The sequence below is a fragment of the Streptomyces kronopolitis genome (assembly GCF_050953795.1).
Lineage (GTDB): Bacteria > Actinomycetota > Actinomycetes > Streptomycetales > Streptomycetaceae > Streptomyces > Streptomyces kronopolitis_A.
On the sequence record NZ_CP191850.1, the window covers coordinates 4,136,236 to 4,157,180 of the forward strand.

Here is a 20,945-nt window from a genome sequence, read left to right on the forward strand (position 1 = left end):
CCGAGCCGTCGAGTGACCCGTCCAGCGTCACATGTGACGAGATTCACGGCATCTCGGACATATCAGGTGGGTTACCCGTCGGCCACGCGGGAGGGGCGGCACGTGCCGGGTGCGTGTTCCAGCCGACTCAGACGGTCAGGACGACCTTGCCGACGTGCGCACTCGCGTCCACGACGCGGTGTGCCTCGGCGGCCTCCGGCATCGGCAGCGCGCGGTCCACGATCGGCCGGACCTGACCGTTGGAGATCAGCGGCCAGACGTGCTCGCGTACGGCGGCGACGATGGCCGCCTTCTCGTTCAGCGGGCGGGCCCGCAGCCCGGCACCGGTGATCGCGGCACGCTTGGCCATCAGCGCGGCGAGGTTCAGCTCCGCCTTCACCCCGCCCTGCAGCCCGATGACCGCCAGCCGTCCGCTGATCGCCAGCGCCTTGACGTTCCGCTGCAGGTACTTCGCCCCGATGATGTCGAGGATGACGTCCGCGCCCGCCCCGTCGGTGGCCTTGCGGATCTCCTGGACGAAGTCCTGCTCGCGGTAGTCGATGAGGATGTCGGCGCCCAACTCGGCGCAGCGCGCCAGCTTCTCGGGGCCGCCCGCGGTGACCGCGACCCGTGCGCCGACGGCCTTGGCGAGCTGGATCGCCATCGTGCCGATACCGCTGGCGCCGCCGTGGACCAGCAGGGTCTCGCCGGGCCGCAGGTGCGCGATCATGAAGACGTTCGACCAGACCGTGCAGGTCACCTCGGGCAGCGCCGCGGCCGTGACCAGGTCCAGCCCGGCCGGCACCGGCAGCAGCTGCCCGGCCGGAACGGCGACCTTCTCGGCGTAGCCGCCGCCCGCGAGCAGTGCGCACACCTCGTCGCCCACGGCCCAGCCGTGCACACCGGGTCCGAGCGCGCTGATCCGCCCGGAGCACTCCAGCCCGGGGTACGGGGAGGAGCCGGGCGGCGGGTCGTAGAAACCCTGACGCTGGAGCAGATCCGCGCGGTTCACGGCGCTGGCCGCGACCTCGATCAGGACCTCGCCCTCGGCGGGCTGCGGATCGGGCACATCCGCCCAGACAAGTGCTTCGGGGCCACCGGGCTCCGGGATAGTGATCGCTCGCATGGCGCGAGGCTACTCGCCGTGCGCGCGCGGGGCGACGGTGCGGGGCCCCCGGATCACCACCGGCCCGGCCTTCCCACCTGCACAGAGCCCGGTGAACCGCCGCCCGGGACACCGGACTCCGCAGAGGTCGGGACGAAGCGGAGCAGCCGGGCCGGGGATCCCGTCGCGCCGGCACGACGGCCACTCCCCTGGGTGACCGCCCCGGCATTGCCCCACGACGGCCCCACGGGCGGCGATATCAACAACCCGTGATCGACACGACCGCCCCCACCCGCGCCGTTGCCCTGCCGCCCGGTCCCTGCACCGGCAAGGGGCCCGCCGGCCTCCTCGGCCGTACCGGCGCCGCCACGGCACCACCGCCGCCCGCCCGGCGCCACCGCCCACCGCCCCTCCCCTCGACCGCCGTGCGCGCGCAAGCGTCGGCATCGCGGACCATGGGAGGTATGTCCCCCTCACACACCGCTGCGGAGCGGGCCGTTCCCCGGGAGGCGGCCGGATGAACGACGCGCGGCCACCGCGCCGCAGGCCCGGCAGATTCCCGATCCTCCGCTCCCTCTGGTCGCTCTCCCGCTCCGAGGCCAAGGACGACACGGAGGCCGGCCGCTCCATCGTCCTGCCCGCGCAGGGCATGACCCCACCGCTCCAGCAGGTGGCGCGCCGGCTGCTGATGGCGCTGGCGGTGCTGGCGGTCACCACCCTGCTCGTCTGGCTCGAGCGCGCCGGGTACCGCGACAACGCCCACGACGAACTCACCTTCCTCGGCGCGGCCTACTACGCGACGGTCACCCTCTCGACCACCGGTTACGGCGACATCACCCCGGTCAGCGACGGCGCGCGGCTGACCAACATCCTGCTCATCACGCCGCTCCGGGTGCTGTTCCTGATCATTCTGGTCGGCACCACACTCGAAGTGCTCACCGCACGCACCCGCCACCAGGTGCGCATCCACCGCTGGAGATCCCGTATGCGAGACCACACCGTCGTCATCGGATACGGAACCAAGGGCCGCCACACCATCGAGACCCTGACCGTCCAGGGCGTCCCCAAGGACCAGATCGTCGTGGTCGATCCGCAGCAGAGCGCCGTGGACACCGCCGGCAGCGACGGGTTCGTGGCGGTGCACGGCGACGCGACCCGCTCCGACACCCTGACCAGGGCCGAGGTGCAGCGGGCCGCACGCGTGGTCGTGGCGACCCAGCGCGACGACACCGCCGCCCTGGTCACCCTGACGGCACGCCAGCTCACCCGGCACGCCACGATCGTGGTGGCGGTCCGGGAGGACGAGAACGTGCCGCTGCTCAAGCAGAGCGGCGCCGACCTCGTCATCACCAGCTCCAGCTCGGCGGGCCGGCTGCTGGGCATGTCGATGGCCAGCCCGAACGTGGGCAGCGTCCTGGAGGACCTGCTGACGTACGGGAGCGGGCTCGACCTCGACGAACGGCCGGTGACCCGGAGCGAGGCGGGCCGCTCCCCGCGCGAGCTCGACGACCTGGTCGTAGCGGTCGTACGGGGCCACCGCGTCCTGAACTACACCGACCCGCAGGCCGCCACCCTGGAACTCACCGACCGCGTGATCACCATCCGGCAGGCGGTGCCGAGCGCCTGACCCGCCAGGCCGGCCGCAGCCGCGCGCGGCCCCGGGGGACGGCAGCCGTCCTACCGCTCCCCCGGGGCGTCCCAGTCCGTCGGTGCCTCGGGGGTCCAGCCCGCAGACCAGCCCGCCGGCCAGGGCAGTTCCAGGAGTTCCAGCTCGTCCCCGCGCCGCGCGCCGCCGGGCGGGACGACCGCCAGCGCATCGGCGGCGGCGATCCCGCGCAGCATGGCGGGGCCGTGGAAGTGCAGCGGCGCCGCCATCAGGCCGTACCGCTCGTCGTCGCGGTAGGCCACCGGAACGAGCCGGGTGTCGTGCGCGGGACCGGGGACGGGGGCGGCCAGCGGCACCCGGTACGGCGGAGCGGGGCGGCGCGCGGCGAGCGCGGACAGCAGGGGTTCGGCGAGCGTGCACAGCCCGGCCACCGCCGCGAGGGGATTGCCCGGCAGACCGACGAGATGCCGGCCCGGGGCCAGCCGGGCGAGCAGCATGGGGTGCCCGGGGCGGACCGCCACCCCGTCCACCAGCACCTCGGCGCCCAGCCGGCGCAGGGTGGGGTGGACATGGTCGACGGGGCCGGACGCGGTGCCTCCGGTGGTGAGCACCACGTCCGCGGTGGAGGCCGCGAGCGCCTCGTACAGTGCGTCGGCGTCATCGGCGAGCGGGCGGGCCGCGGCCGTCTCGACGCCCAGCGCGTGCAGCCAGGGCGCCAGCATCGGCCCGAGCGCGTCACGGATCCGGCCTTCCTCAGGCAGCCCGCGGGCCAGCAACTCGTCGCCCAGGACGAAGACTTCGGCGCGCGGCCGGGGGTGGGCGGTCAGCTCGTCATAGCCGGCCGCCGCGGCCAGGCCGAGGACGGCGGGGGTCACCAGGGCGCCGGCCGGCAGCAACTGGTCGCCGCGCCGGCACTCCTGGCCGCGCGGGCGGATGTCCTGGCCGGGCGGCACCGGCCGCGGGGCATACAGCCGCCGCCCGCCGCCGGACGCCCGGACCTCACCGTGTTCGCTGCGCAGGACGGCGGTGGCGCCGGACGGGACGCGGGCACCGGTGGCGATCGCGATCGCCCGGCCGTCGAGGAGCCCCTCGGTGGGCGCGTGACCGGCGAGGATGCCGGTCGCCGGGCCGGTCTCTGGGGTGCCGGCGGGGTCGTCGAGGCGCCAGGGGCCGGGGCCGGCGACCGCCCAGCCGTCCATCGCCGAGGTGTCGAACGACGGCAGGTCGGTGAGCGCGGTGAGGGGCGCGGCCAGCGTGCGGCCGAGGGCCGCGGCGAGCGCCGAAGTGCGCGGCGCGGGCGGCTCGGTCACGGCCCGCCGGGCGATGTCCCGGGCGGTGTGCCAGGGGAGGGCGGGGGTGGGGGTGGGGTCTGCGGGGTCTGTGGGGTCAGTCGGGTCAGTCGGGGCGGGGCGATTGCCGGTGGGGGCGGGGGTGTCGGAGGTGTTGGAGGTGTGGCGGGTGTCCGAGGGGGAGGGGACCTGGGAGGCGAAGGGGTCGCCTGGGGCGAACGGGTCGTCGGGGTTGTAGGGGACGTCGGGGGTGGAGGACGTCCAGGAGGTGTCACCGGCGTCGCCGGGCGTGGCCGCACACGCCGCACGGGCGGCGTACGACACCCGGACGGTCGGGGCCTCGGCTCCGGCCCCAGATCCGGTCCCGGCTCCGGTCCCGGCTCCGGCCCGGGGGCGTTCGCGCGGCGGGCGCGGGCCGTTGACCAGCGCGAGCGCATCGTCGAACGGGTCGCCGCCGTGGGAGCCGCCCTCGTCCGGGGCGGTGCCCGCCGTCCCGGCCACCGTGTCGTCCGGCTGCCCGTCGGTCATTCCGCGGGCTTCGCGTCGTCGTGGGCGACGGCGCCGCCGGACCGGGCGGCGCCCTCGGACTCCTCGGCCTCCGCCGCCCAGCGGTGGGCCAGCGCGGCGGCCCGGTCGGACAACTCCTGCACGTCGCGGCCCTGCCGGCCCGCCGCGTAACCGATCAGAAAGGTCGTCAGCGGGGCGGCCGGGCGGGCGACGCCGTGCGCCGCGTCCCGCGCGAGGTCGAGAAGCGCTGCCGCGTCGACATCGAGCTCGATGCCCAGTTCGGCCTTGACTGCGGTGATCCATTCGTCCAGCACGGTGCCATGCTCCCTGATGCGGGCACGGGCCGCGCTGAGGTCTTCCCAGGTGTCGCAGTCGAAGGACGCCGTGGACGGGGCGTCCGGAACCCGCGCGAGCAGCAGCTCGGTCCACAGGGCACGCAGCGGCAGCCCGGCCAGGGTGCCGTGCCCGGCCCGCAGCCGCGCCAGCTCGCGGCGCAGCGGACCGGCCCGGTAGGCGGCCACCAGCGGCTGGTCCCGTCCCGAGGCGTCATGGAGCATCGCCCCGTCGTAGGGCGTGCCCTCGTAGGGCATGCCGTCGTCGTAGGGCGTGCCGTCGCGGGGCGTGCCGTCGCGGCCCTGTCCGGAGGCGTCGGCCGGGGCCGGGGCCGGGGCCGGGGCTGTCGCCGTCGCCGGGGCGGTCGCGCTCGCCAGGAGGCGGTGCACGGTCTCGGCGGTCAGGAACGGGAGGTCGGCGGAGAGCACCAGCACCACCGGGGCGGTGGTGTGCCGCAGTCCGGCTTCCAGCGCGGCGAGCGGGCCGCCGCCGGGCGGGTCCTCCAGGGCACGGACGACGGGCCGGACGGTCGGACGGCCGGGGCCGACGACGACGGTGCGCGCGGCATCGGGGCAGGCCGCGAGCACCCGGTCCAGGAGAGGACGGCCGCCGACGGACAGCGCGGGTTTGTCCGCACCGCCGAGCCGCCGGGCCGCACCTCCGGCCAGCACGAGGGCGTCGTAGACGGTGGTGTGGTCGCTCACCCCTTGAGTATCGCCAGGGGTACGGGGGGCACACCGCCGCCGGAGCCACGACGGATGTCAGATCTGCCACAGCGGAAGCGGTCCCGCTCGCGGTTCCCGGGGCCGGTCGCGGCGTCGGCACCGGGTCCCGTCGTCGGCAGCGCCGTCGTGTCAGCCGTCCCGCCGTGCCGGCCGGCTCGTCCTCGCCGGCCGGCTCGCCGTCGCCACCGGCCGCGTGCCGGTCACAGCGTCCGCAGCAGCGTCGCGGGCTGCTCCACGCAGTCGGCGACGAACCGCAGGAAGCCGCCTGCCGTACCACCGTCGCACACCCGGTGGTCGAAGGTGAGCGAAAGCTGTACGACCTGCCGGACCGCCAACTCACCCTCGTGCACCCACGGTTTGGCCGTTATTCGGCCGACGCCGAGCATCGCCGCCTCCGGGTGGTTGATGATCGGCGTGGAGCCGTCGACACCGAAGACCCCGTAGTTGTTGAGGGTGAAGGTGCCGTGCGTCAGCTCGGCCAGGGAGAGCCCGCCGGCCCGGGCGGTCTCCGTGAGCCGGGCGATCTCCGCGGACAGCTCCTCGGCCGTGCGGGTATGCGCGTCCCGTACGACCGGCACCATCAGGCCACGGTCGGTCTGCGCCGCGAAGCCCAGGTGCACGGCGGGCAGCCGCACGATCTCCTGGGACGCGGTGTCTACGGTGGCGTTGAGCTGCGGGAAGCGGGCGAGGGCCGCCGTACTGATCCGGGCCAGCAGGGCGAGCAGCGACACCTTGGGACCGCCCGCGGCGTTCATCGCCCTGCGGGCGGCGAGGAGTTCGGTGGCGTCGGCGTCCACCCAGCAGGTCGCCTCGGGGATCTCCCGGCGGCTGCGGCTGAACTTCTCCGCGGCCGCACCGAGCATCCCCTTCAACGGGATCCGCTCCTCGCCCGGCACGACACCGGTCCCGGCAACGGCCCGGGCGGGCGTCATGGACCCGGCGGGCGCCACAGCCCCGGCCGCGGGCACGGCCCCGGTCAGCTCCCGTTCACGCTCGCGGATCGCGCACTCCACGTCCGTACGGAGAATCAGCCCGTCACGCCCGGACCCCGTCAACTCACGCAGATCCAGGTCGTGTTCCCGCGCCATCCGGCGCACCAGCGGCGAGATGACGGCCACCGTACGGCTGTCGTCCTCGGCCACCCCGGCCCCGGCGGACCCGTTCGCGCCGGTGGTACCGGCTGCCTCGGACTTCCCGCCGGTACCGGCCGCCCCCACGGCGGTCGCCCCGGCGTGCACCGTCTCCGGGCCACCCGTCCTGTCACCGGCCACCGCGGCCCCGGCCGGTCCGTGCGCCGCCCGTGCCGGCGGACGCTGCGCCCCGCCGAGGGGGCTCGCTCCCCCGGGACGGATCCGGCGCCGCCGGGCCGCCGCCGCAGCCGTGCCGTAGCCGACGAGCACATTCCCGGACCCGGAATCCGCCGCGCCCGCCCCGGAGGCACCAGGGGCCGCCGCGGAAGCGGGTGTGCCGCCGGCCTCGCCCCGCGCGCCCGCCCCGGAGCCCGGCTCCTCGCCCGGGCCGGTCGCTGCAAGATCGTCCGGCACGGCCCCCACCGCGACCGTCACCAGCGGATCGCCGACCGGGACCTCCGTCCCCTCCTCGCCGAAACGGGCGGTCACCACGCCTCCGTAGGGGCAGGGCACCTCCACCATCGCCTTGGCCGTCTCGACCTCCACCACCGGCTGGTCGATGGCCACCACCTCGCCGACCTCGACCAGCCAGTGCACGATCGTCGCCTCGGTCAGGCCCTCCCCCAGATCGGGCAGGGTGAATTCGCGGACCACGGCCATCACTCACCACCTCCGACAGTCCGGTCCGACTCCCACTGGAGGCGGGCGACGGTGTCCAGGATCCGGTCCACACCCGGCAGATGGTGCCGCTCCAGCATCGGCGGCGCGTAGGGGATGTCGAACCCGGCGACGCGCAGGACCGGCGCCTCCAGGTGGTGGAAGCAGCGCTCGGTGATCCGTGCGGCGATCTCCCCTCCGGGACCGCCGAACCCGTTGGACTCGTGCACGACCACGGCCCGCCCGGTGCGCCGCACCGAGGCGCAGACCGTGTCGTCGTCGAACGGCATCAGGGAGCGCAGATCGACCACTTCCAGGTCCCAGCCCTCGGACCGGGCGGCCTCGGCGGCCTCCATACAAACCGGGAGCGACGGACCGTAGGTGATCAGGGTGGCGCTGCTGCCGCGGCGCCGGACCGCGGCCCGCCCCAGGGGGGCGACCTCGGTGGGTGCGTCGGGCGACCAGTCGGCCTTGGACCAGTACAGCCGCTTGGGCTCCAGGAAGACGACCGGGTCGTCGGAGGCGATGGCCGCCCGCAGCAGCCCGTAGGCGTCCTCGACGGTCGCCGGGGTGACGACCTGGAGGCCCGCGGTGGCGAGGTAGTACGCCTCGGAGGAGTCGCTGTGGTGCTCGACCCCGCCGATCCCGCCGCCGTAGGGGACGCGGATGGTCAGCGGCATCGTCAGGGCGCCGCGGGTGCGGTTGCGCATCTTGGCGACATGGCTGATCAGCTGCTCGAACGCCGGATAGGCGAACGCGTCGAACTGCATCTCCACGACCGGCCGCAGCCCGTACATCGCCATGCCGACGGCGGTGCCCAGGATGCCGGCCTCGGCGAGCGCGGTGTCCGTGCAGCGGTCCTCGCCGAACTCCTTGGCGAGGCCGTCGGTGACCCGGAAGACGCCGCCCAGGGTGCCGACGTCCTCGCCCATGACATGGACGGACGGGTCGTCCGCCATCGCGTCGCGCATCGCGCGGGTCAGCGCCTGCGCCATGGTGGCGGGCTTGCGCGCGGTCGCCGGAACGGTGGTCGTCATGGCCTGGCCTCCTCGGCGACGCCGCCGGCGCCCGCCGCGTCCTCGGTGTGTCCGGCGGCCTCGGCGTCCAGTTCGGCACGCAACTGGGCCGCCTGGGAACGCAGTTGGCTGGTCTGCTCGGCGAATACGTGGGTGAACAGGTCCATCGGGTCCAGCGCGGGGTCGGCGTTCATCCGCTCCCGGAGGTCGGCCGCCAACTGCTCGGCGCCCTCCTTGGTGTCGTCGACGAAGGCGTCGGTCAGCAGCTCACGGGCGGCCAGCTCGCGCTCCAGCAGGGCTATCGGATCGTGCGCCCGCCAGGTCTCGACCTCGGCCGCGCTGCGGTAGCGGGTCGCGTCGTCGGCGTTGGTGTGGGCCTCGATGCGGTAGGTGACGGCCTCGACCAGGGTGGGGCCGCCGCCCCGGCGGGCCCGCTGCACGGCCTCGCTGAGCACCTCGTACATCGCGGGTGCGTCGTTGCCGTCCACCAGGCGGCCCGGCATGCCGTATCCGACCGCCTTGTGGGCCAGGGACGGCGCGGCGGTCTGCTTGGCCAGCGGCACGGAGATCGCGAAGCCGTTGTTCTGGACGAGGAAGACCACCGGCGCCTGCCACAGGGCCGCGAAATTCAGCGCCTCGTGGAAGTCGCCCTCGCTCGTGCCGCCGTCGCCGACCATCGCCAGCGCCACCACCTCGTCACCCTTGAGGCGGGCGGCGTGCGCCAGGCCCACGGCGTGCGGGAGCTGGGTGGCGAGCGGGGTGCACAGGGGGGCGATGCGGTGTTCGTGCGGGTCGTAGCCGCTGTGCCAGTCGCCGCGCAGCAGGGTCAGCGCCTGGACGGGGTCGAGGCCGCGGGCCACCGCGGCGAGGGTGTCGCGGTAGCTCGGGAAGAGCCAGTCGCGCTCTTCAAGGGCCAGCGCCGCGGCGATCTCGCAGGCCTCCTGGCCGGTGGAGGAGGGGTAGACCGCCAGGCGTCCCTGCCGGGTCAGGGCCGTGGCCTGCGCGTTGTACCGGCGGCCGCGCACCAGCTGGGTGTAGAGCCGGGTCAGCAGTCCGGAGTCGAGCCGGGCGGCGGCGTCCGTCCCCAGGAGGCGGTAGGGCTCCGGGTCGGGCAGGAGAGGCGCGGGGTCGGTGCGCGGCCGCCAGGAAGGCGGCGGGCCGGCCAGGCTGCTCGTGTTCCTGCTGCTGCCGGGCTGCTCAAGGACCGTCATGTCGAGCACCTCCTCTGATCGAAGGGGTGGCGCGATGCGCCTCATGTGGGTGGTGGGCCGACGGCGGGTGGGCAGGATGCATCGGGTCAGGACGACGGGATCGCCCTTCCCTACCGATTGTTCGGTCGCTGATGCATTTTGGCTACGGGTGGGTTCAGCCTGTGGACAAACGGTTCTCCACAGCTTCAGATGAAGGCAGGGCGTCCACAAAGGGGAGGCGGGAGCACATGCCGGACGAACAGATGGCCAATTCCGGCGGGCAGGCACCGTCCGGCGGGCAGCCGCCCGCGGAGGAGGCGCCGCCCGTGCCGCCCGCGCGCCCGCTGGACACCATCGACCGCTCGATCCTGCGCATGCTCCAGACCGACGGCCGCGCCTCGATACGCTCCGTGGCCGAGCGGGTGCACGTCTCCCGCGCCAACGCCTACGCCCGGATCAACCGGCTGCTGGACGACGGGGTGATCCGCGGCTTCAGCGCCCTGGTCGACCAGGAACGGGCAGGTCAGGGCGCCTCCGCGTACATCACGCTGAAGATCGTGCAGAACTCGTGGCGCACCGTGCGCAAGCAGCTCACCACGCTGCCGGGGACCACCCACATCGCGCTGGTCAGCGGCGATTTCGATGTGCTGCTGCTGGTCCACACCAAGGACAACCGCGAGCTGCGCGAACTCGTCCTCACCCGGATCCAGTCGATCCCGGAGGTGCTGAGCACCCGCACGCTACTGGTCTTCGAGGAGACCGACCTCGGGCCCGAGGGGGACTGACCACCGCGCGGCCCCCGGGGCACACCAGGGGCCCGGAAGGCGCCCCGGCGGGCGTCTCAGGCCTTGCGCAGCCCCGCGAACGCCGTCCGCACCACGGCCTCGGCGACCTCGTCCCGGCGCACCGCACCACCGCGCCCGGGGCGGTACCACTCCACGATCGAGTTGATCATGCCGAAGAGCAGCCGGGTGGCCAGCCGGATGTCCACGTCGTCGCGCAGGTCACCGTCGGCGGCGGCCCGCTTGAGCAGATCCGCGACCTCGTGGTCGAACTCCCGGCGGCGCTCCATGGCCCACCGCTCGGTGTCCGTGTTTCCCCGCACCCGCAACAGCAGCGTCACATAGGGGAGTTCGTCCATCAGCACCTCGGCCACCCGCCGGGTGACGTGCTCCAGCCGCTCGATCGCCCGCCCCTGGCGCGCACCCGGCTCCTCCAGCACGCCGAACAGCCCGTCCAGAGCCCGGCTTATGGCGCGGCGCAGCAGCTCTTCCTTGCTGCGCACATGGTGGTAGATCGAGGACTTCGAGATGCCGGCCGCCTTGGAGAGGTGCTCCATGGAGGTGCCGTCGTAGCCGCGCTCGATGAACACCTCGACGGCGACCGCGAGCAGCGAATCGGGCGTATAGGTGTCGCGCTTGGCCATGGTCATGATTAGAGCACCTACTCCTCGAGGTCCGCACGGCGCCGTAGTGCCCAGGACGGTACATAGCGGCCGCCGGCGTTGTGGCGATACATCGCGTCCAGCAATTCCCACACCCACCGGGCGCCCAGCCGCTCGGCCCACTCCATGGGGCCGCCGGGATAGTTGACGCCCAGCCGCATGGCCGTGTCGATGTCTTGGGGAGTCGCCACCTCACGGGCCGCCGCGTCCACGGCGAAGTCGACGATCATCGCGATCGTCCGGGCGGCGATCATGCCAGGCACATCGTCGACCACGCTGACCTGCTTGCCCAGCGCCTGGAAGAGCCCCACGGCCTCCGCGAGGTCCGCTTCGCAGGCCTGCGCCGAGGCAGCCAGGGCGATCCTGGTCGCGGCCCGGTAGTCGAGCGACAGATCGAAGCAGACGTACCTGCCGTCGGCCCGGCCCGACGCCGGACGGCCGTCGGTCAGCGCCAGGCGGGCCCCTCCGGGCAGCCGTAGGAAGCCCTCCGGCCCGTACGGCGTGCCCTCCTCGGTGACCTTGACGCCCGCCTCCTCGATCAGCTCCCGCAGCACCGCCGCCGGGCCGGGCAGCGCCGCGTGCAGGGCGACGGACGCGGGCGCCGGGCAGGGGTCCGCGGTCCGGGGTGCGGGCCGGCGGGCGCCCTCGGCGTAGTCGAACCAGCCGCGCCCCGTCTTGCGGCCGTGCAGTCCGGACTCCACCAGGCGCCGCTGCGCCAGGGAGGGCGTGAACTTCGGGTCCTGGAAGAAGGCGTTCCACACGGAGTGGGTGACCGCCTCGTTCACGTCCTGCCCGATGAGGTCGGTCAGCTCGAAGGGCCCCATCCTGAAGCCGGTACCCTCGCGCAGCACCGCGTCGAGGGTGGCGGGGTCGGCGGTCCGCTCCTCGTAGGCACGCAGGGCCTCGGCGTAGAAGGGGCGGGCGATGCGGTTGACGAGGAAACCGGGGGTGTCGGCGCAGCGCACCGGAGTCTTCCCCCAGGCGGCGGCGGTGTCGTACGCGGTGGTGGCGGCCGTCTCGTCGGTGGCGAAGCCGCTGATCACCTCGACCAGGGGCAGCAGCGGCGCGGGGTTGAAGAAGTGCAGGCCCACACACCTGCCGGGGTGGCGCAGCCCGCCCGCGACGGCCGTCACGGACAGCGAGGAGGTGTTGGTGGCCAGCAGGCAGTCCGCCGCCACGATGTCCTCCAGGGCGGTGAACAGCTCCTGCTTTGCCGGGAGTTGTTCCAGGATCGCTTCGATGACCAGCGCGGCATCGGCCAGCTCGGCGAGATCCGCCGCAGGGGAGAGCCTGCCCGCCGCCGCGTCCCGCTCGGACGCAGAGATCCGGCCTTTTTCGACGAGCCGGCCCAGGCGGCCGGCGATCGCCCCGGCGGCCTGCCCGGCGCGCCCGGGGGCCGTGTCGTAGAGGCGTACGCGGTGGCCGGCGACCAGCGCCACCTGCGCGATGCCCTGTCCCATGGTGCCGGTACCCACCACTGCCACGGTGCTGCTCGTCCCGATTGCCGTCATGCCAGCTGATCCTCCCCGACCGACTTTTCCACAGCCTGGCCGGGCCCTCTTGCCCCGACCGATCGTTCGGTTACTCTAACTCCGTTGCCCCGTGCGCACCCAGCCCCTGTCCACTCTCCGCCCGGCTCGACGAGGAGTTGGTCTTCGATGGCCGCCGAAATGACCGCAGCGCAGTTGATCGAGAAGCACCGTCCGACCCTCGACCGGACGCTGGAGGCGATCAGCACCCGCGCGTACTGGTCCCCGCACCCCGAGCACCCCAAGGCGTACGGCGAGACCGCCGCGCCCGACGGGCTCGCCGCGTTCGAGGCGCTGCGCGGCAAGCGGTTCGAGCTCGACCAGCCCGGCACCGACGACTGGACGGGCGAGGAGATCTCCCCGTACGGACCGGAGTTGGGCATCACCTATCCGCATCCGGACGCGGAGGTCCTGCTGCCGGCCATGCGCGCCGCGCTCCCCGTCTGGCGGGACGCCGGTCCCGAGGCGCGGGCGGCGGTGTGCCTGGAGATCCTGGCCCGGATCAGCGCGCGCACCCACGAGTTCGCCCAGGCCGTGATGCACACCAGCGGACAGGCCTTCATGATGGCGTTCCAGGCGGGCGGGCCGCACGCCCAGGACCGCGGCCTGGAGGCGGTGGCGTACGCGTACGCCGAGCAGGTCCGCACCCCGCGGCAGGCACCGTGGTCCAAGCCCCAGGGCAAGCGCGATCCGCTGGAGCTGAACAAGAGCTTCACGCCCGTGCCGCGCGGCATCGCCCTGATGATCGGCTGCAACACCTTCCCGACGTGGAACGGCTATCCGGGCCTGTTCGCCTCCCTGGCGACCGGCAACCCGGTGCTGGTCAAGCCGCATCCGCGGGCCGTGCTGCCGCTGGCGATGACCGTCAAGGTGGCCCGCGAGGTCCTCGAGGACGCCGGCTTCCCGGCCGATCTGGTGTGCCTGGCGGTGGACAAGCCGGGGGAGGGCTTGGCCAAGACCCTGGCCGTCCGCCCCGAGATCCGCATCATCGACTACACCGGCTCGACCGCCTTCGGCGACTGGCTGGAGACGCACGCCCGGCAGGCGCAGGTCTTCACGGAGAAGGCCGGCGTCAACACCGTCGTCATCGACTCCACCGACGGCTACAAGGGCATGCTCGGCAACCTCGCCTTCTCCCTGTCCCTCTACAGCGGCCAGATGTGCACCACCCCGCAGAATCTGCTGATCCCGCGCGAGGGCATCACCACGGACGCCGGGCCCAAGTCGTACGACGAGGTCGTCAGCGATCTCGCGGCCGCGGTGGGCGGGCTGCTGGGCGACGATGCCCGGGCCAACGCGCTGCTGGGCGCCCTGGTCAATCCGCAGGTCAAGGAGCGGCTCGAGGCCGCGGCCGGGCTCGGCGAGGTGGCGCTGGCCTCCCGTGAGGTGGACAACCCCGAATTCCCCGGGGCCACGGTCCGCACGCCGGTGATCGTCAAGCTCGACGGCGCCAAGCCGGACGACGAGGCGGCCTATCTGTCGGAGTGCTTCGGGCCGGTCTCCTTCGCGGTGGCCGTCGATTCCGCGGCCGACGCGGTGGATCTGCTGCGGCGCACGATCCGCGACAAGGGCGCCATGACGGTCGGCGCGTACACCACCTCCGCCGAGGTCGAGCAGCTGGTGGAGGAGGCCTGTCTGGAGGAGTGCGCCCAGCTGTCGCTGAATCTGACCGGCGGGATCTATGTGAACCAGACCGCGGCGTTCTCGGACTTCCACGGCTCGGGTGGCAACCCGGCGGCCAACGCGGTGCTCTGCGACGGCGCCTTCGTCGCGAACCGCTTCCGGACGGTGGAGGTGCGCCGGCAGGCGTGAGGGGCGACGGGGCCGGACGGGGGCCCGGAGCGTTCTTCCGGGCCCCGCATCGTTCGGTCAGGGGGCAGCCGGCCCCTCGATCCGCGCATGGCGGCCGATCCAGGCATGCATGGCGATGGCGGCCGCGGCCCCCGCGTTGATCGAGCGGGTCGAGCCGAACTGCGCGATCGAGCAGACCAGCGAGGCGTGCCGGCGCGCGTCCTCGGTCAGCCCCGGCCCCTCCTGGCCGAACAGCAGCACACAGCGCCGCGGCAGCGCGGTCGTCTCCAGCGGCACGGAGCCGGGGAGATTGTCGATCCCGATGATCGGCAGCTCCTCGGCCGCCGCCCAGGCCGTGAGATCCGCGGTGTCCGGGTGGTGGCGGACGTGCTGGTAGCGGTCGGTGACCATCGCGCCGCGGCGGTTCCAGCGGCGCTGCCCGACGATATGGATCTCCTTGGCCAGGAACGCGTTGGCGGTCCGGACCACCGAGCCGATGTTGAAGTCGTGGCTCCAGTTCTCGACGGCCACATGGAAGTCGTGGCGCCGGGTGTCCAGATCGGCGACGATCGCCTCCCGCGTCCAGTAGCGGTACCGGTCGACGACATTGCGGCGGTCGCCGTGCGCGAGCAACTCGGGGTCGAGCCGCTCGTCCTGCGGCCAGGGCTCGGGGTGCGGCCCGACGCCGATCTGGGTCCCGTACCCCTCGTCGTACTGGACCGGCTCGGCGGGGGCGGTGTTCTCGCTGCTCACCCCACGAGCGTATGGCCCCCGCCGCCGTGGTCCGCACGGGCCGGCGGCTCGCCGTCCCCGGAGCCGGGGGCAGGGACGGCCTTCCGGTCGCGCCGGAACAGCCGTTCCCACAGGCCGGAGAGGCGCCCGGCGACCCAGGTCAGGAAGTTCGTGGGCAGGAAGACCGCGTCCGCGGTGATCATCGCGAGCGAGAAGAACGGCAACCCCAGCAGGAACGCGATCGAGAGGTGCTCGCAGATCATCGCGACCAGCAGCACATTCTTCAGCCGGCGGTTGAAGAGCGTGAAGGGGAAGGCGACCTGCACGATCACCGTGCCGTAGGTGATCAGCATGACCATCACGCCATTGCTGCCGAGCAGGTCGGACAGACCGGGCCAGGGCGAGAAGTAGTCCAGGTGCATCGGGTAATAGACGGCGGTGCCGTCCTGCCAGCGGTTCCCCTGGATCTTGTACCAGCCGGCGGTGGCGTAGATCAGGCACACCTCGACCATGATCACCAGCAGTGCGCCGTTGTGGGCGAGCTTGGCGAGGGTGTCCAGGACGATCCGCGGCTCTCCGGGCGCGTACCGCTGCACCGCCCACCACAGGCCATGGGCCAGCCACAGGCCCCACAGCACCAGGCTCCAGCCGAGGTGCGGGAACGGGCCGTGCCCGAACCAGGTGAGGCCCCAGCCGCCGGTCAGCTGGGCGACGGCCAGGGCGAGGCCGAGCACGGCCCACAGCACGACGCCGGGCAGGTCACGGGGGACGGCGGGGCGGCCGGTGGCGCCGTCAGGGGCGTCGGCGGCGGCCCGCCGGGCGCGGCGCGCGTCCAGCGACCAGACCTGCCCGCACCGGGTCAGCACGAGATACATCGACATCAGGTGGATGACGTTGTCGCCGCCGTCCCCTATGAAGATGCTGCGGTTCTGCAGCGAGAGCACGCCCACCATGAAGAGCACCGACATGGTGCGGGTGCGCCAGCCGAGCATCAGCAGCGCGGAGGCCACGATGGCCAGGAGGTAGACGCACTCGAACCAGGCGCCGCTGTCGGACCAGGGCAGCACGGAGAAGGCATGGTTGCCGGCCAGGAGCCGGCGCGCCATGTCCAGACTCCAGGGGCTGTCGGGCCCGTAGAGCACCGCGCGGTGCGGCCATTCGCGCAGCAGGAACAGCAGCCAGGTCGCCGAGAAGCCGATCCGGATCAGGGCGGTCTGGTACGGCGCCAGCGCGCGTGCGGTGACGAACCCGAAGCCACGGCCTATGGCGCGCTCTATGCGGGTCTCCTGGTAGGAGGAAGTCTCCTGGGGCGTCTGTGGTGCCTGTGCTTGCTGCGGCACGTCGGTCGGCTCCGTGGTGTGCGGCGGCTGCCGGTCGTCCGGCGTCTGCTGAGGCTGCTGGGGCGTCGGTGACGTCACTTGCGCTTCGCCCCCTCGGGCAGGTCGTCTGCGGTGACCTGCCACCAGGGCAGTACGCGGTACACGGGCTTGTCGCTGATCTTCTCGGAGCTCCACGGCGGCGGGGTGACCGCGGTCGTCTGCGAACGGACCTGGAACTGCTCGACGCGGGCGCCGCCCCGGGTCCACTCGCCCTCCATCCGCAGCAGCACCAGCCGCCGGATGTAGCGCTCGGACAGCTCACCGCGGGGGCCCACCGGGCGGTTCTGCGCGTTGTGACTGCTGCTGAAGAGCTCCCAGGCCCGGCGCAGCTGGTTCTGCTGGGTGTGGCTGGGCAGCGGGTTGTGGAGAATGGCGTTTCCGTCGCGGGCGGTCAGATCCGTCCATCCCGTGGTCCGCACGGCGCCGTCACCGGTGCGCAGCTGCCCGCGCACCTGGACGGCGATGTTCTGCTGGAGGGGATTGGGCGCGAACAGCTTCCAGTTCTGTTCGTACTCGGGATACACATATTCGCTGATCAGGGCGCCCTGTTGCTTGCTGAGCGTGTTCGACGGCGCGACGTGCAGAAACATCATGGCGAGATGGATCGCGACGACGACCGCGACGGCGCACGCCGCTACCCCGATGATGATCCGCGAGGGCAGCGAGAGCGCGGCCAATGGCCGCGATTCGTCCCCGTATGACTGCATTCCCGCCCCGTTCCCAGAATCCATGCGGCCAACTCCGCTCCGGAACGGTACCTACGCGGCCCCGCCGGGCACACCCTCACCCGCGTTATCCACAGGCTTGACACCCGAGGTCCGCCCACTCACCATTGAACCGAACGATCGGTCGGTCGGGAGTAGCGAGGGGGCATCACATGACGACGATCGCGCCGGAGGACACGGCCCACGAGACCGTATTCGACGCCACCGTGGCCGCGGACGAGCGCATCGAACCGCGGGACTGGATGCCGGACGCCTACCGCTCGACTCTCGTGCGGCAGATAGCCCAGCACGCCCACTCCGAGATCATCGGCATGCAGCCGGAGGCCAACTGGATCACCCGCGCGCCGTCCCTGCGCCGCAAGGCGATCCTGATGGCGAAGGTGCAGGACGAGGCCGGCCACGGCCTGTATCTCTACAGCGCCGCCGAGACCCTGGGCACCAGCCGCGACGAGCTGCTCGACAAGCTGCACTCCGGCCGCCAGAAGTACTCCTCGATCTTCAATTACCCGACCCTGACCTGGGCCGACGTTGGCGCCATCGGCTGGCTGGTGGACGGCGCGGCGATCACCAACCAGGTCCCCCTGTGCCGCTGCTCCTACGGCCCCTACGCCCGCGCGATGGTCCGCGTCTGCAAGGAGGAGTCCTTCCACCAGCGACAGGGCTACGAGTCCCTGCTTGCCCTCAGCCGCGGCACCGAAGCCCAGCACGCCATGGCACAGGACGCGGTGAACCGCTGGTGGTGGCCGTCGCTGATGATGTTCGGCCCGCCCGACGACGAGTCGTCGCACTCCGCACAGTCCATGGCCTGGAAGATCAAACGGCACTCCAACGACGAGCTGCGCCAGCGCTTCGTGGACATCTGCGTCCCCCAGGCCGAAGCCCTCGGGCTCAAGCTCCCCGACCCGGATCTGACGTGGAACGAGGAGCGCGGCCACTGGGATTCCGGCCCGATCGACTGGACCGAGTTCCGCGAGGTCCTCAAGGGCAACGGCCCCTGCAACGCCCAGCGGATCGACCGCCGGCGGCAGGCGCACGAGGAAGGCGCCTGGGTGCGCGAAGCCGCCGCCGCACACGCCGCCAAGCACGGGAAGGCCACCCGATGACCACACCGCGCCCCGCCGAGACCCCCGCAGCCGCCGCGGACACCGCTCCCCGGCCCGGCGACTGGCCGCTGTGGGAGGTCTTCGTGCGCAGCCGCCGCGGCCTCTCGCACACCCACGCCGGAAGCCTGCACGCGCCGGACGCCGAGATGGCGCTGCGCAACGCCCGGGACCTCTACACCCGCCGCTCGGAGGGCGTCTCTCTGTGGGTGGTGCCCTCCGCGCAGATCACCGCCTCCTCGCCCGACGAGAAGGACGCCTTCTTCGAGCCGGCCGGCGACAAGCCCTACCGCCACCCGACGTTCTACGAGATCCCGGACGGGGTGCATCACCTTTGAGGAACGTCACCGCCACCCCGGCCCTGCCCCTCGGGGACGACGCCCTGATCCTCTCCCACCGCCTGGGCGAGTGGGCCGGAAACGCCCCGGTCCTGGAGGAGGAGGTCGCGCTGGCCAACATCGCGCTGGATCTGCTCGGTCAGGCCCGCGTCCTGCTCTCCCTGGCCGGCGACGAGGACGAGCTTGCCTACCTGCGCGAGGAGCGGCAGTTCCGCAACCTCCAGCTCGTCGAGCAGCCCAACGGCGACTTCGCCCACACCATCGCCCGCCAGCTCTACTTCTCCACCTACCAGGAGCTTCTGTTCGAGCATCTCGCCGCCATAGACAGTGAGTTGGCGCCCCTGGCGGCGAAGGCCGTCAAGGAGGTCGCCTACCACCGCGACCACGCCCACCAGTGGACCCTGCGCCTGGGCGACGGCACCGACGAAAGCCGGGTCCGGATGCAACGCGCACTGGACGCCCTCTGGCGCTTCACCGGCGAACTGTTCGAGCCGGTCGAGGGGCTGGAAGCCCTCCCCTGGACGGCTCTGCACGACAGCTGGACCACCCGCATCACCCACACCCTGGAGCAAGCCACCCTCACGGTCCCCGACGGCCCCCGCCGAGGCGGCTGGGCGGCCGGCGCGGGCCGCCAGGGACTGCACACCGAGTCGTTCGGGCGGATGCTCGCGGAGATGCAGCACCTCCACCGCAGCCACCCGGGGGCGTCATGGTGACCACCACCGCCCTCGAAGCGGAACTGCTGACGCTGGCCGGTTCCGTTCCCGACCCCGAGCTGCCCGTGCTCACCCTCGCCGAGCTGGGCGTGCTGCGCGGGGTGCAGCTGACGGCGCCGGGCCGGGCCGAGGTGCTCCTCACCCCCACCTACACCGGCTGCCCCGCCGTCGAGGCGATGTCCGCCGACATAGAGCAGGTGCTGCACGACCACGGCATCCCCGAGGTGGAGGTCCGCACGGTCCTCAGCCCGCCGTGGACCACGGACGCGATCACCGCCGAGGGCCGCCGCAAGCTCGCCGAGTTCGGCATCGCGCCCCCACGCCCCACGGGACCGGTCGGCGGACCGGTCGCCGTCGACCTCACCCTGCGCTGCCCGCACTGCGGATCGACCGACACCACCCTGCTGAGCCGGTTCTCCTCCACCGCGTGCAAGGCCCTGCGCCGCTGTGAGTCCTGCCGTGAACCCTTCGACCACTTCAAGGAGTTGTGATGTTCCACCCGCTCCAGGTCCGGGAGATCGAGCGGCTCACGGACGATGCGGTGGCCGTCACCTTCACGGTCCCGCCCGAGTTGCACACGACCTTCCGGCACACGCCCGGGCAGCACATCGCCCTGCGCCGCTCGGTCAACGGCCAGGAGATCCGCCGCACGTACTCCATCTGCGCCCCGGCCACCGACCGGCCGGTGCTGCGCGTGGGCATCCGCCTGGTCGAGGACGGCGCCTTCTCGACCTACGCGCTCAAGGAACTCGCGGTGGGCGACACCGTGGAGGTCATGGCCCCGGCCGGCCGGTTCACCCTCGACCCCCGTCCCGGCCACTTCGTCGGCATCGTCGGCGGCAGCGGCATCACCCCCGTGCTGTCCATCGCCGCCACCCTGCTCGCCCGGCAGCCGGACGCCCGCTTCTGCCTCATCCGCAGTGACCGCACAGCGGCATCGACGATGTTCCTGGAGGAGGTGGCCGACCTCAAGGACCGCTACCCCCAGCGCTTCCAGCTCCTCCACACGCTCTCCCGCGAGGAACAACAGGCCGGCCTGCCCTCCGGCCGCCTGGACGAGCCCCGGCTGCGCTCCCTCCTGCCCGCCCTGCTGACGATCGACTCCGTCGACGGCTGGTACCTCTGCGGCCCCTACGGCCTGGTGCAGGGCGCCGAACGCGCCCTGAACGCCCTGGGTGTGCCCCGCACCCGTATCCACGAAGAGATCTTCCACGTCGACAACGGCAGCGCGACGGCCCCGGCCGTCGCCACCCCCGCGCACAGCACGGTGACCGCCACCCTCGACGGCCGCTCCGGCACCTGGCCCGTCCACGACAGCGAATCGCTGCTCGAAGCGGTCCTGCGCAACCGCGCCGACGCCCCCTACGCCTGCAAGGGCGGCGTGTGCGGCACCTGCCGCGCCTTCCTGGTGAAGGGCGAGGTCCGGATGGACCGTAACTTCGCCCTGGAAGCCGACGAGGTCGACGCGGGATACGTCCTGGCCTGCCAGTCCCACCCGGCCACCGAAAAGGTCGAGCTGGACTTCGACCGCTGACCCATCTCGGCCCGCCCCGACCGGGCGCCGCGACACCTTGCCCGTAGCCGCCCGGACGGGACACCAACTCCCTTACCTTTCAGGCCATTCACTCCTCCCCACACCATTCCCAATTACTGG

Annotated in this window: 19 protein-coding genes; 8 read left to right on the plus strand and 11 right to left on the minus strand. The window is 72.8% G+C overall.

The window, feature by feature from the left end; genetic code table 11:
- Positions 1-127 precede the first annotated feature (127 nt).
- Positions 128-1,105: an NAD(P)H-quinone oxidoreductase gene (locus ACQP17_RS18210; protein ID WP_364873591.1), complete on the minus strand. Its 978-nt coding sequence runs from the start codon at positions 1,103-1,105 to the stop codon at positions 128-130.
- A 496-nt stretch (positions 1,106-1,601) separates the two neighbouring features.
- Between ACQP17_RS18210 and ACQP17_RS18215 the strand changes: the two genes are divergently transcribed.
- Positions 1,602-2,711, plus strand: a complete 1,110-nt coding sequence (locus ACQP17_RS18215) for a potassium channel family protein (protein ID WP_433857228.1) — start codon at positions 1,602-1,604, stop codon at positions 2,709-2,711.
- A 50-nt stretch (positions 2,712-2,761) separates the two neighbouring features.
- Here the strand turns inward: ACQP17_RS18215 and ACQP17_RS18220 are convergent, their stop codons facing one another.
- The 5 genes from ACQP17_RS18220 to pdhA all read right to left on the minus strand — a co-directional run bounded on the left by ACQP17_RS18220 (position 2,762) and on the right by pdhA (position 9,558).
- Entirely contained in the window at positions 2,762-4,507 is a 1,746-nt protein-coding gene (locus tag ACQP17_RS18220) for a molybdopterin molybdotransferase MoeA (protein ID WP_433857229.1), read from the minus strand.
- Entirely contained in the window at positions 4,504-5,523 is a 1,020-nt protein-coding gene (locus ACQP17_RS18225) for a DUF6457 domain-containing protein (protein WP_433857230.1), read from the minus strand. The genes ACQP17_RS18220 and ACQP17_RS18225 overlap by 4 nt, the downstream gene beginning before the upstream one ends.
- 221 nt (positions 5,524-5,744) lie before the next feature.
- Positions 5,745-7,334, minus strand: a complete 1,590-nt coding sequence (locus ACQP17_RS18230; protein ID WP_433857231.1) for a dihydrolipoamide acetyltransferase family protein — start codon at positions 7,332-7,334, stop codon at positions 5,745-5,747.
- Positions 7,334-8,368, minus strand: a complete 1,035-nt coding sequence (locus ACQP17_RS18235) for an alpha-ketoacid dehydrogenase subunit beta (RefSeq protein ID WP_433857232.1) — start codon at positions 8,366-8,368, stop codon at positions 7,334-7,336. The genes ACQP17_RS18230 and ACQP17_RS18235 overlap by 1 nt, the downstream gene beginning before the upstream one ends.
- Complete coding sequence (gene pdhA, locus ACQP17_RS18240) at positions 8,365-9,558, minus strand: pyruvate dehydrogenase (acetyl-transferring) E1 component subunit alpha (RefSeq protein ID WP_433857233.1); 1,194 nt, start codon at positions 9,556-9,558, stop codon at positions 8,365-8,367. Before pdhA ends, ACQP17_RS18235 begins: the two co-directional genes overlap by 4 nt.
- A gap of 227 nt (positions 9,559-9,785) precedes the next feature.
- On the opposite strand from pdhA, the gene ACQP17_RS18245 reads away from it, so the two are divergent.
- A complete protein-coding gene (locus ACQP17_RS18245; RefSeq protein WP_433857234.1) occupies positions 9,786-10,322 on the plus strand; it encodes an Lrp/AsnC family transcriptional regulator in 537 nt (178 codons plus the stop codon).
- Positions 10,323-10,378: 56 nt separating this feature from the next.
- Here the strand turns inward: ACQP17_RS18245 and ACQP17_RS18250 are convergent, their stop codons facing one another.
- Both ACQP17_RS18250 and ACQP17_RS18255 read right to left on the minus strand, forming a co-directional pair.
- Positions 10,379-10,969, minus strand: coding sequence for a TetR/AcrR family transcriptional regulator (locus ACQP17_RS18250; protein WP_433857235.1), 591 nt, complete (start codon positions 10,967-10,969; stop codon positions 10,379-10,381).
- Positions 10,970-10,980: 11 nt separating this feature from the next.
- Entirely contained in the window at positions 10,981-12,492 is a 1,512-nt protein-coding gene (locus tag ACQP17_RS18255; RefSeq protein WP_433857236.1) for a 3-hydroxyacyl-CoA dehydrogenase, read from the minus strand.
- Positions 12,493-12,639: 147 nt separating this feature from the next.
- Between ACQP17_RS18255 and paaN the strand changes: the two genes are divergently transcribed.
- Positions 12,640-14,322 (plus strand): phenylacetic acid degradation protein PaaN, encoded by a 1,683-nt coding sequence (gene paaN / locus ACQP17_RS18260; protein ID WP_433857237.1) that lies wholly within the window; start codon positions 12,640-12,642, stop codon positions 14,320-14,322.
- A gap of 57 nt (positions 14,323-14,379) precedes the next feature.
- On the opposite strand, the gene ACQP17_RS18265 is transcribed toward paaN, so the two are convergent.
- The 3 genes from ACQP17_RS18265 to ACQP17_RS18275 are packed head-to-tail and all read right to left on the minus strand — an operon-like array spanning position 14,380 to position 17,119.
- Complete coding sequence (locus tag ACQP17_RS18265) at positions 14,380-15,054, minus strand: TrmH family RNA methyltransferase (protein ID WP_433857238.1); 675 nt, start codon at positions 15,052-15,054, stop codon at positions 14,380-14,382.
- The gene (locus ACQP17_RS18270; protein ID WP_433857239.1) at positions 15,051-16,451 is read right to left on the minus strand and encodes an HTTM domain-containing protein; all 1,401 of its coding nucleotides are present in this window, start codon (positions 16,449-16,451) and stop codon (positions 15,051-15,053) included. Before ACQP17_RS18270 ends, ACQP17_RS18265 begins: the two co-directional genes overlap by 4 nt.
- The gene (locus tag ACQP17_RS18275) at positions 16,448-17,119 is read right to left on the minus strand and encodes a DUF5819 family protein (RefSeq protein ID WP_433859938.1); all 672 of its coding nucleotides are present in this window, start codon (positions 17,117-17,119) and stop codon (positions 16,448-16,450) included. Before ACQP17_RS18275 ends, ACQP17_RS18270 begins: the two co-directional genes overlap by 4 nt.
- 170 nt (positions 17,120-17,289) lie before the next feature.
- Between ACQP17_RS18275 and paaA the strand changes: the two genes are divergently transcribed.
- From paaA to paaE, 5 genes are read left to right on the plus strand one after another with little or no spacing between them, the layout of a single operon-like run.
- Positions 17,290-18,240 (plus strand): 1,2-phenylacetyl-CoA epoxidase subunit PaaA, encoded by a 951-nt coding sequence (gene paaA, locus ACQP17_RS18280; RefSeq protein ID WP_433857240.1) that lies wholly within the window; start codon positions 17,290-17,292, stop codon positions 18,238-18,240.
- Positions 18,237-18,575 carry a 1,2-phenylacetyl-CoA epoxidase subunit PaaB gene (gene paaB, locus ACQP17_RS18285; protein ID WP_173909831.1) on the plus strand — a complete coding sequence of 113 codons (339 nt, stop codon included), beginning with the start codon at positions 18,237-18,239 and terminating at the stop codon, positions 18,573-18,575. The genes paaA and paaB overlap by 4 nt, the downstream gene beginning before the upstream one ends.
- Complete coding sequence (paaC, locus tag ACQP17_RS18290) at positions 18,572-19,291, plus strand: 1,2-phenylacetyl-CoA epoxidase subunit PaaC (protein ID WP_433857241.1); 720 nt, start codon at positions 18,572-18,574, stop codon at positions 19,289-19,291. Before paaB ends, paaC begins: the two co-directional genes overlap by 4 nt.
- Positions 19,285-19,782, plus strand: coding sequence for a 1,2-phenylacetyl-CoA epoxidase subunit PaaD (gene paaD, locus ACQP17_RS18295; protein WP_433857242.1), 498 nt, complete (start codon positions 19,285-19,287; stop codon positions 19,780-19,782). The genes paaC and paaD overlap by 7 nt, the downstream gene beginning before the upstream one ends.
- Positions 19,782-20,825, plus strand: coding sequence for a 1,2-phenylacetyl-CoA epoxidase subunit PaaE (paaE, locus tag ACQP17_RS18300; protein ID WP_433857243.1), 1,044 nt, complete (start codon positions 19,782-19,784; stop codon positions 20,823-20,825). Before paaD ends, paaE begins: the two co-directional genes overlap by 1 nt.
- The last annotated feature ends 120 nt before the right edge of the window (positions 20,826-20,945 follow it).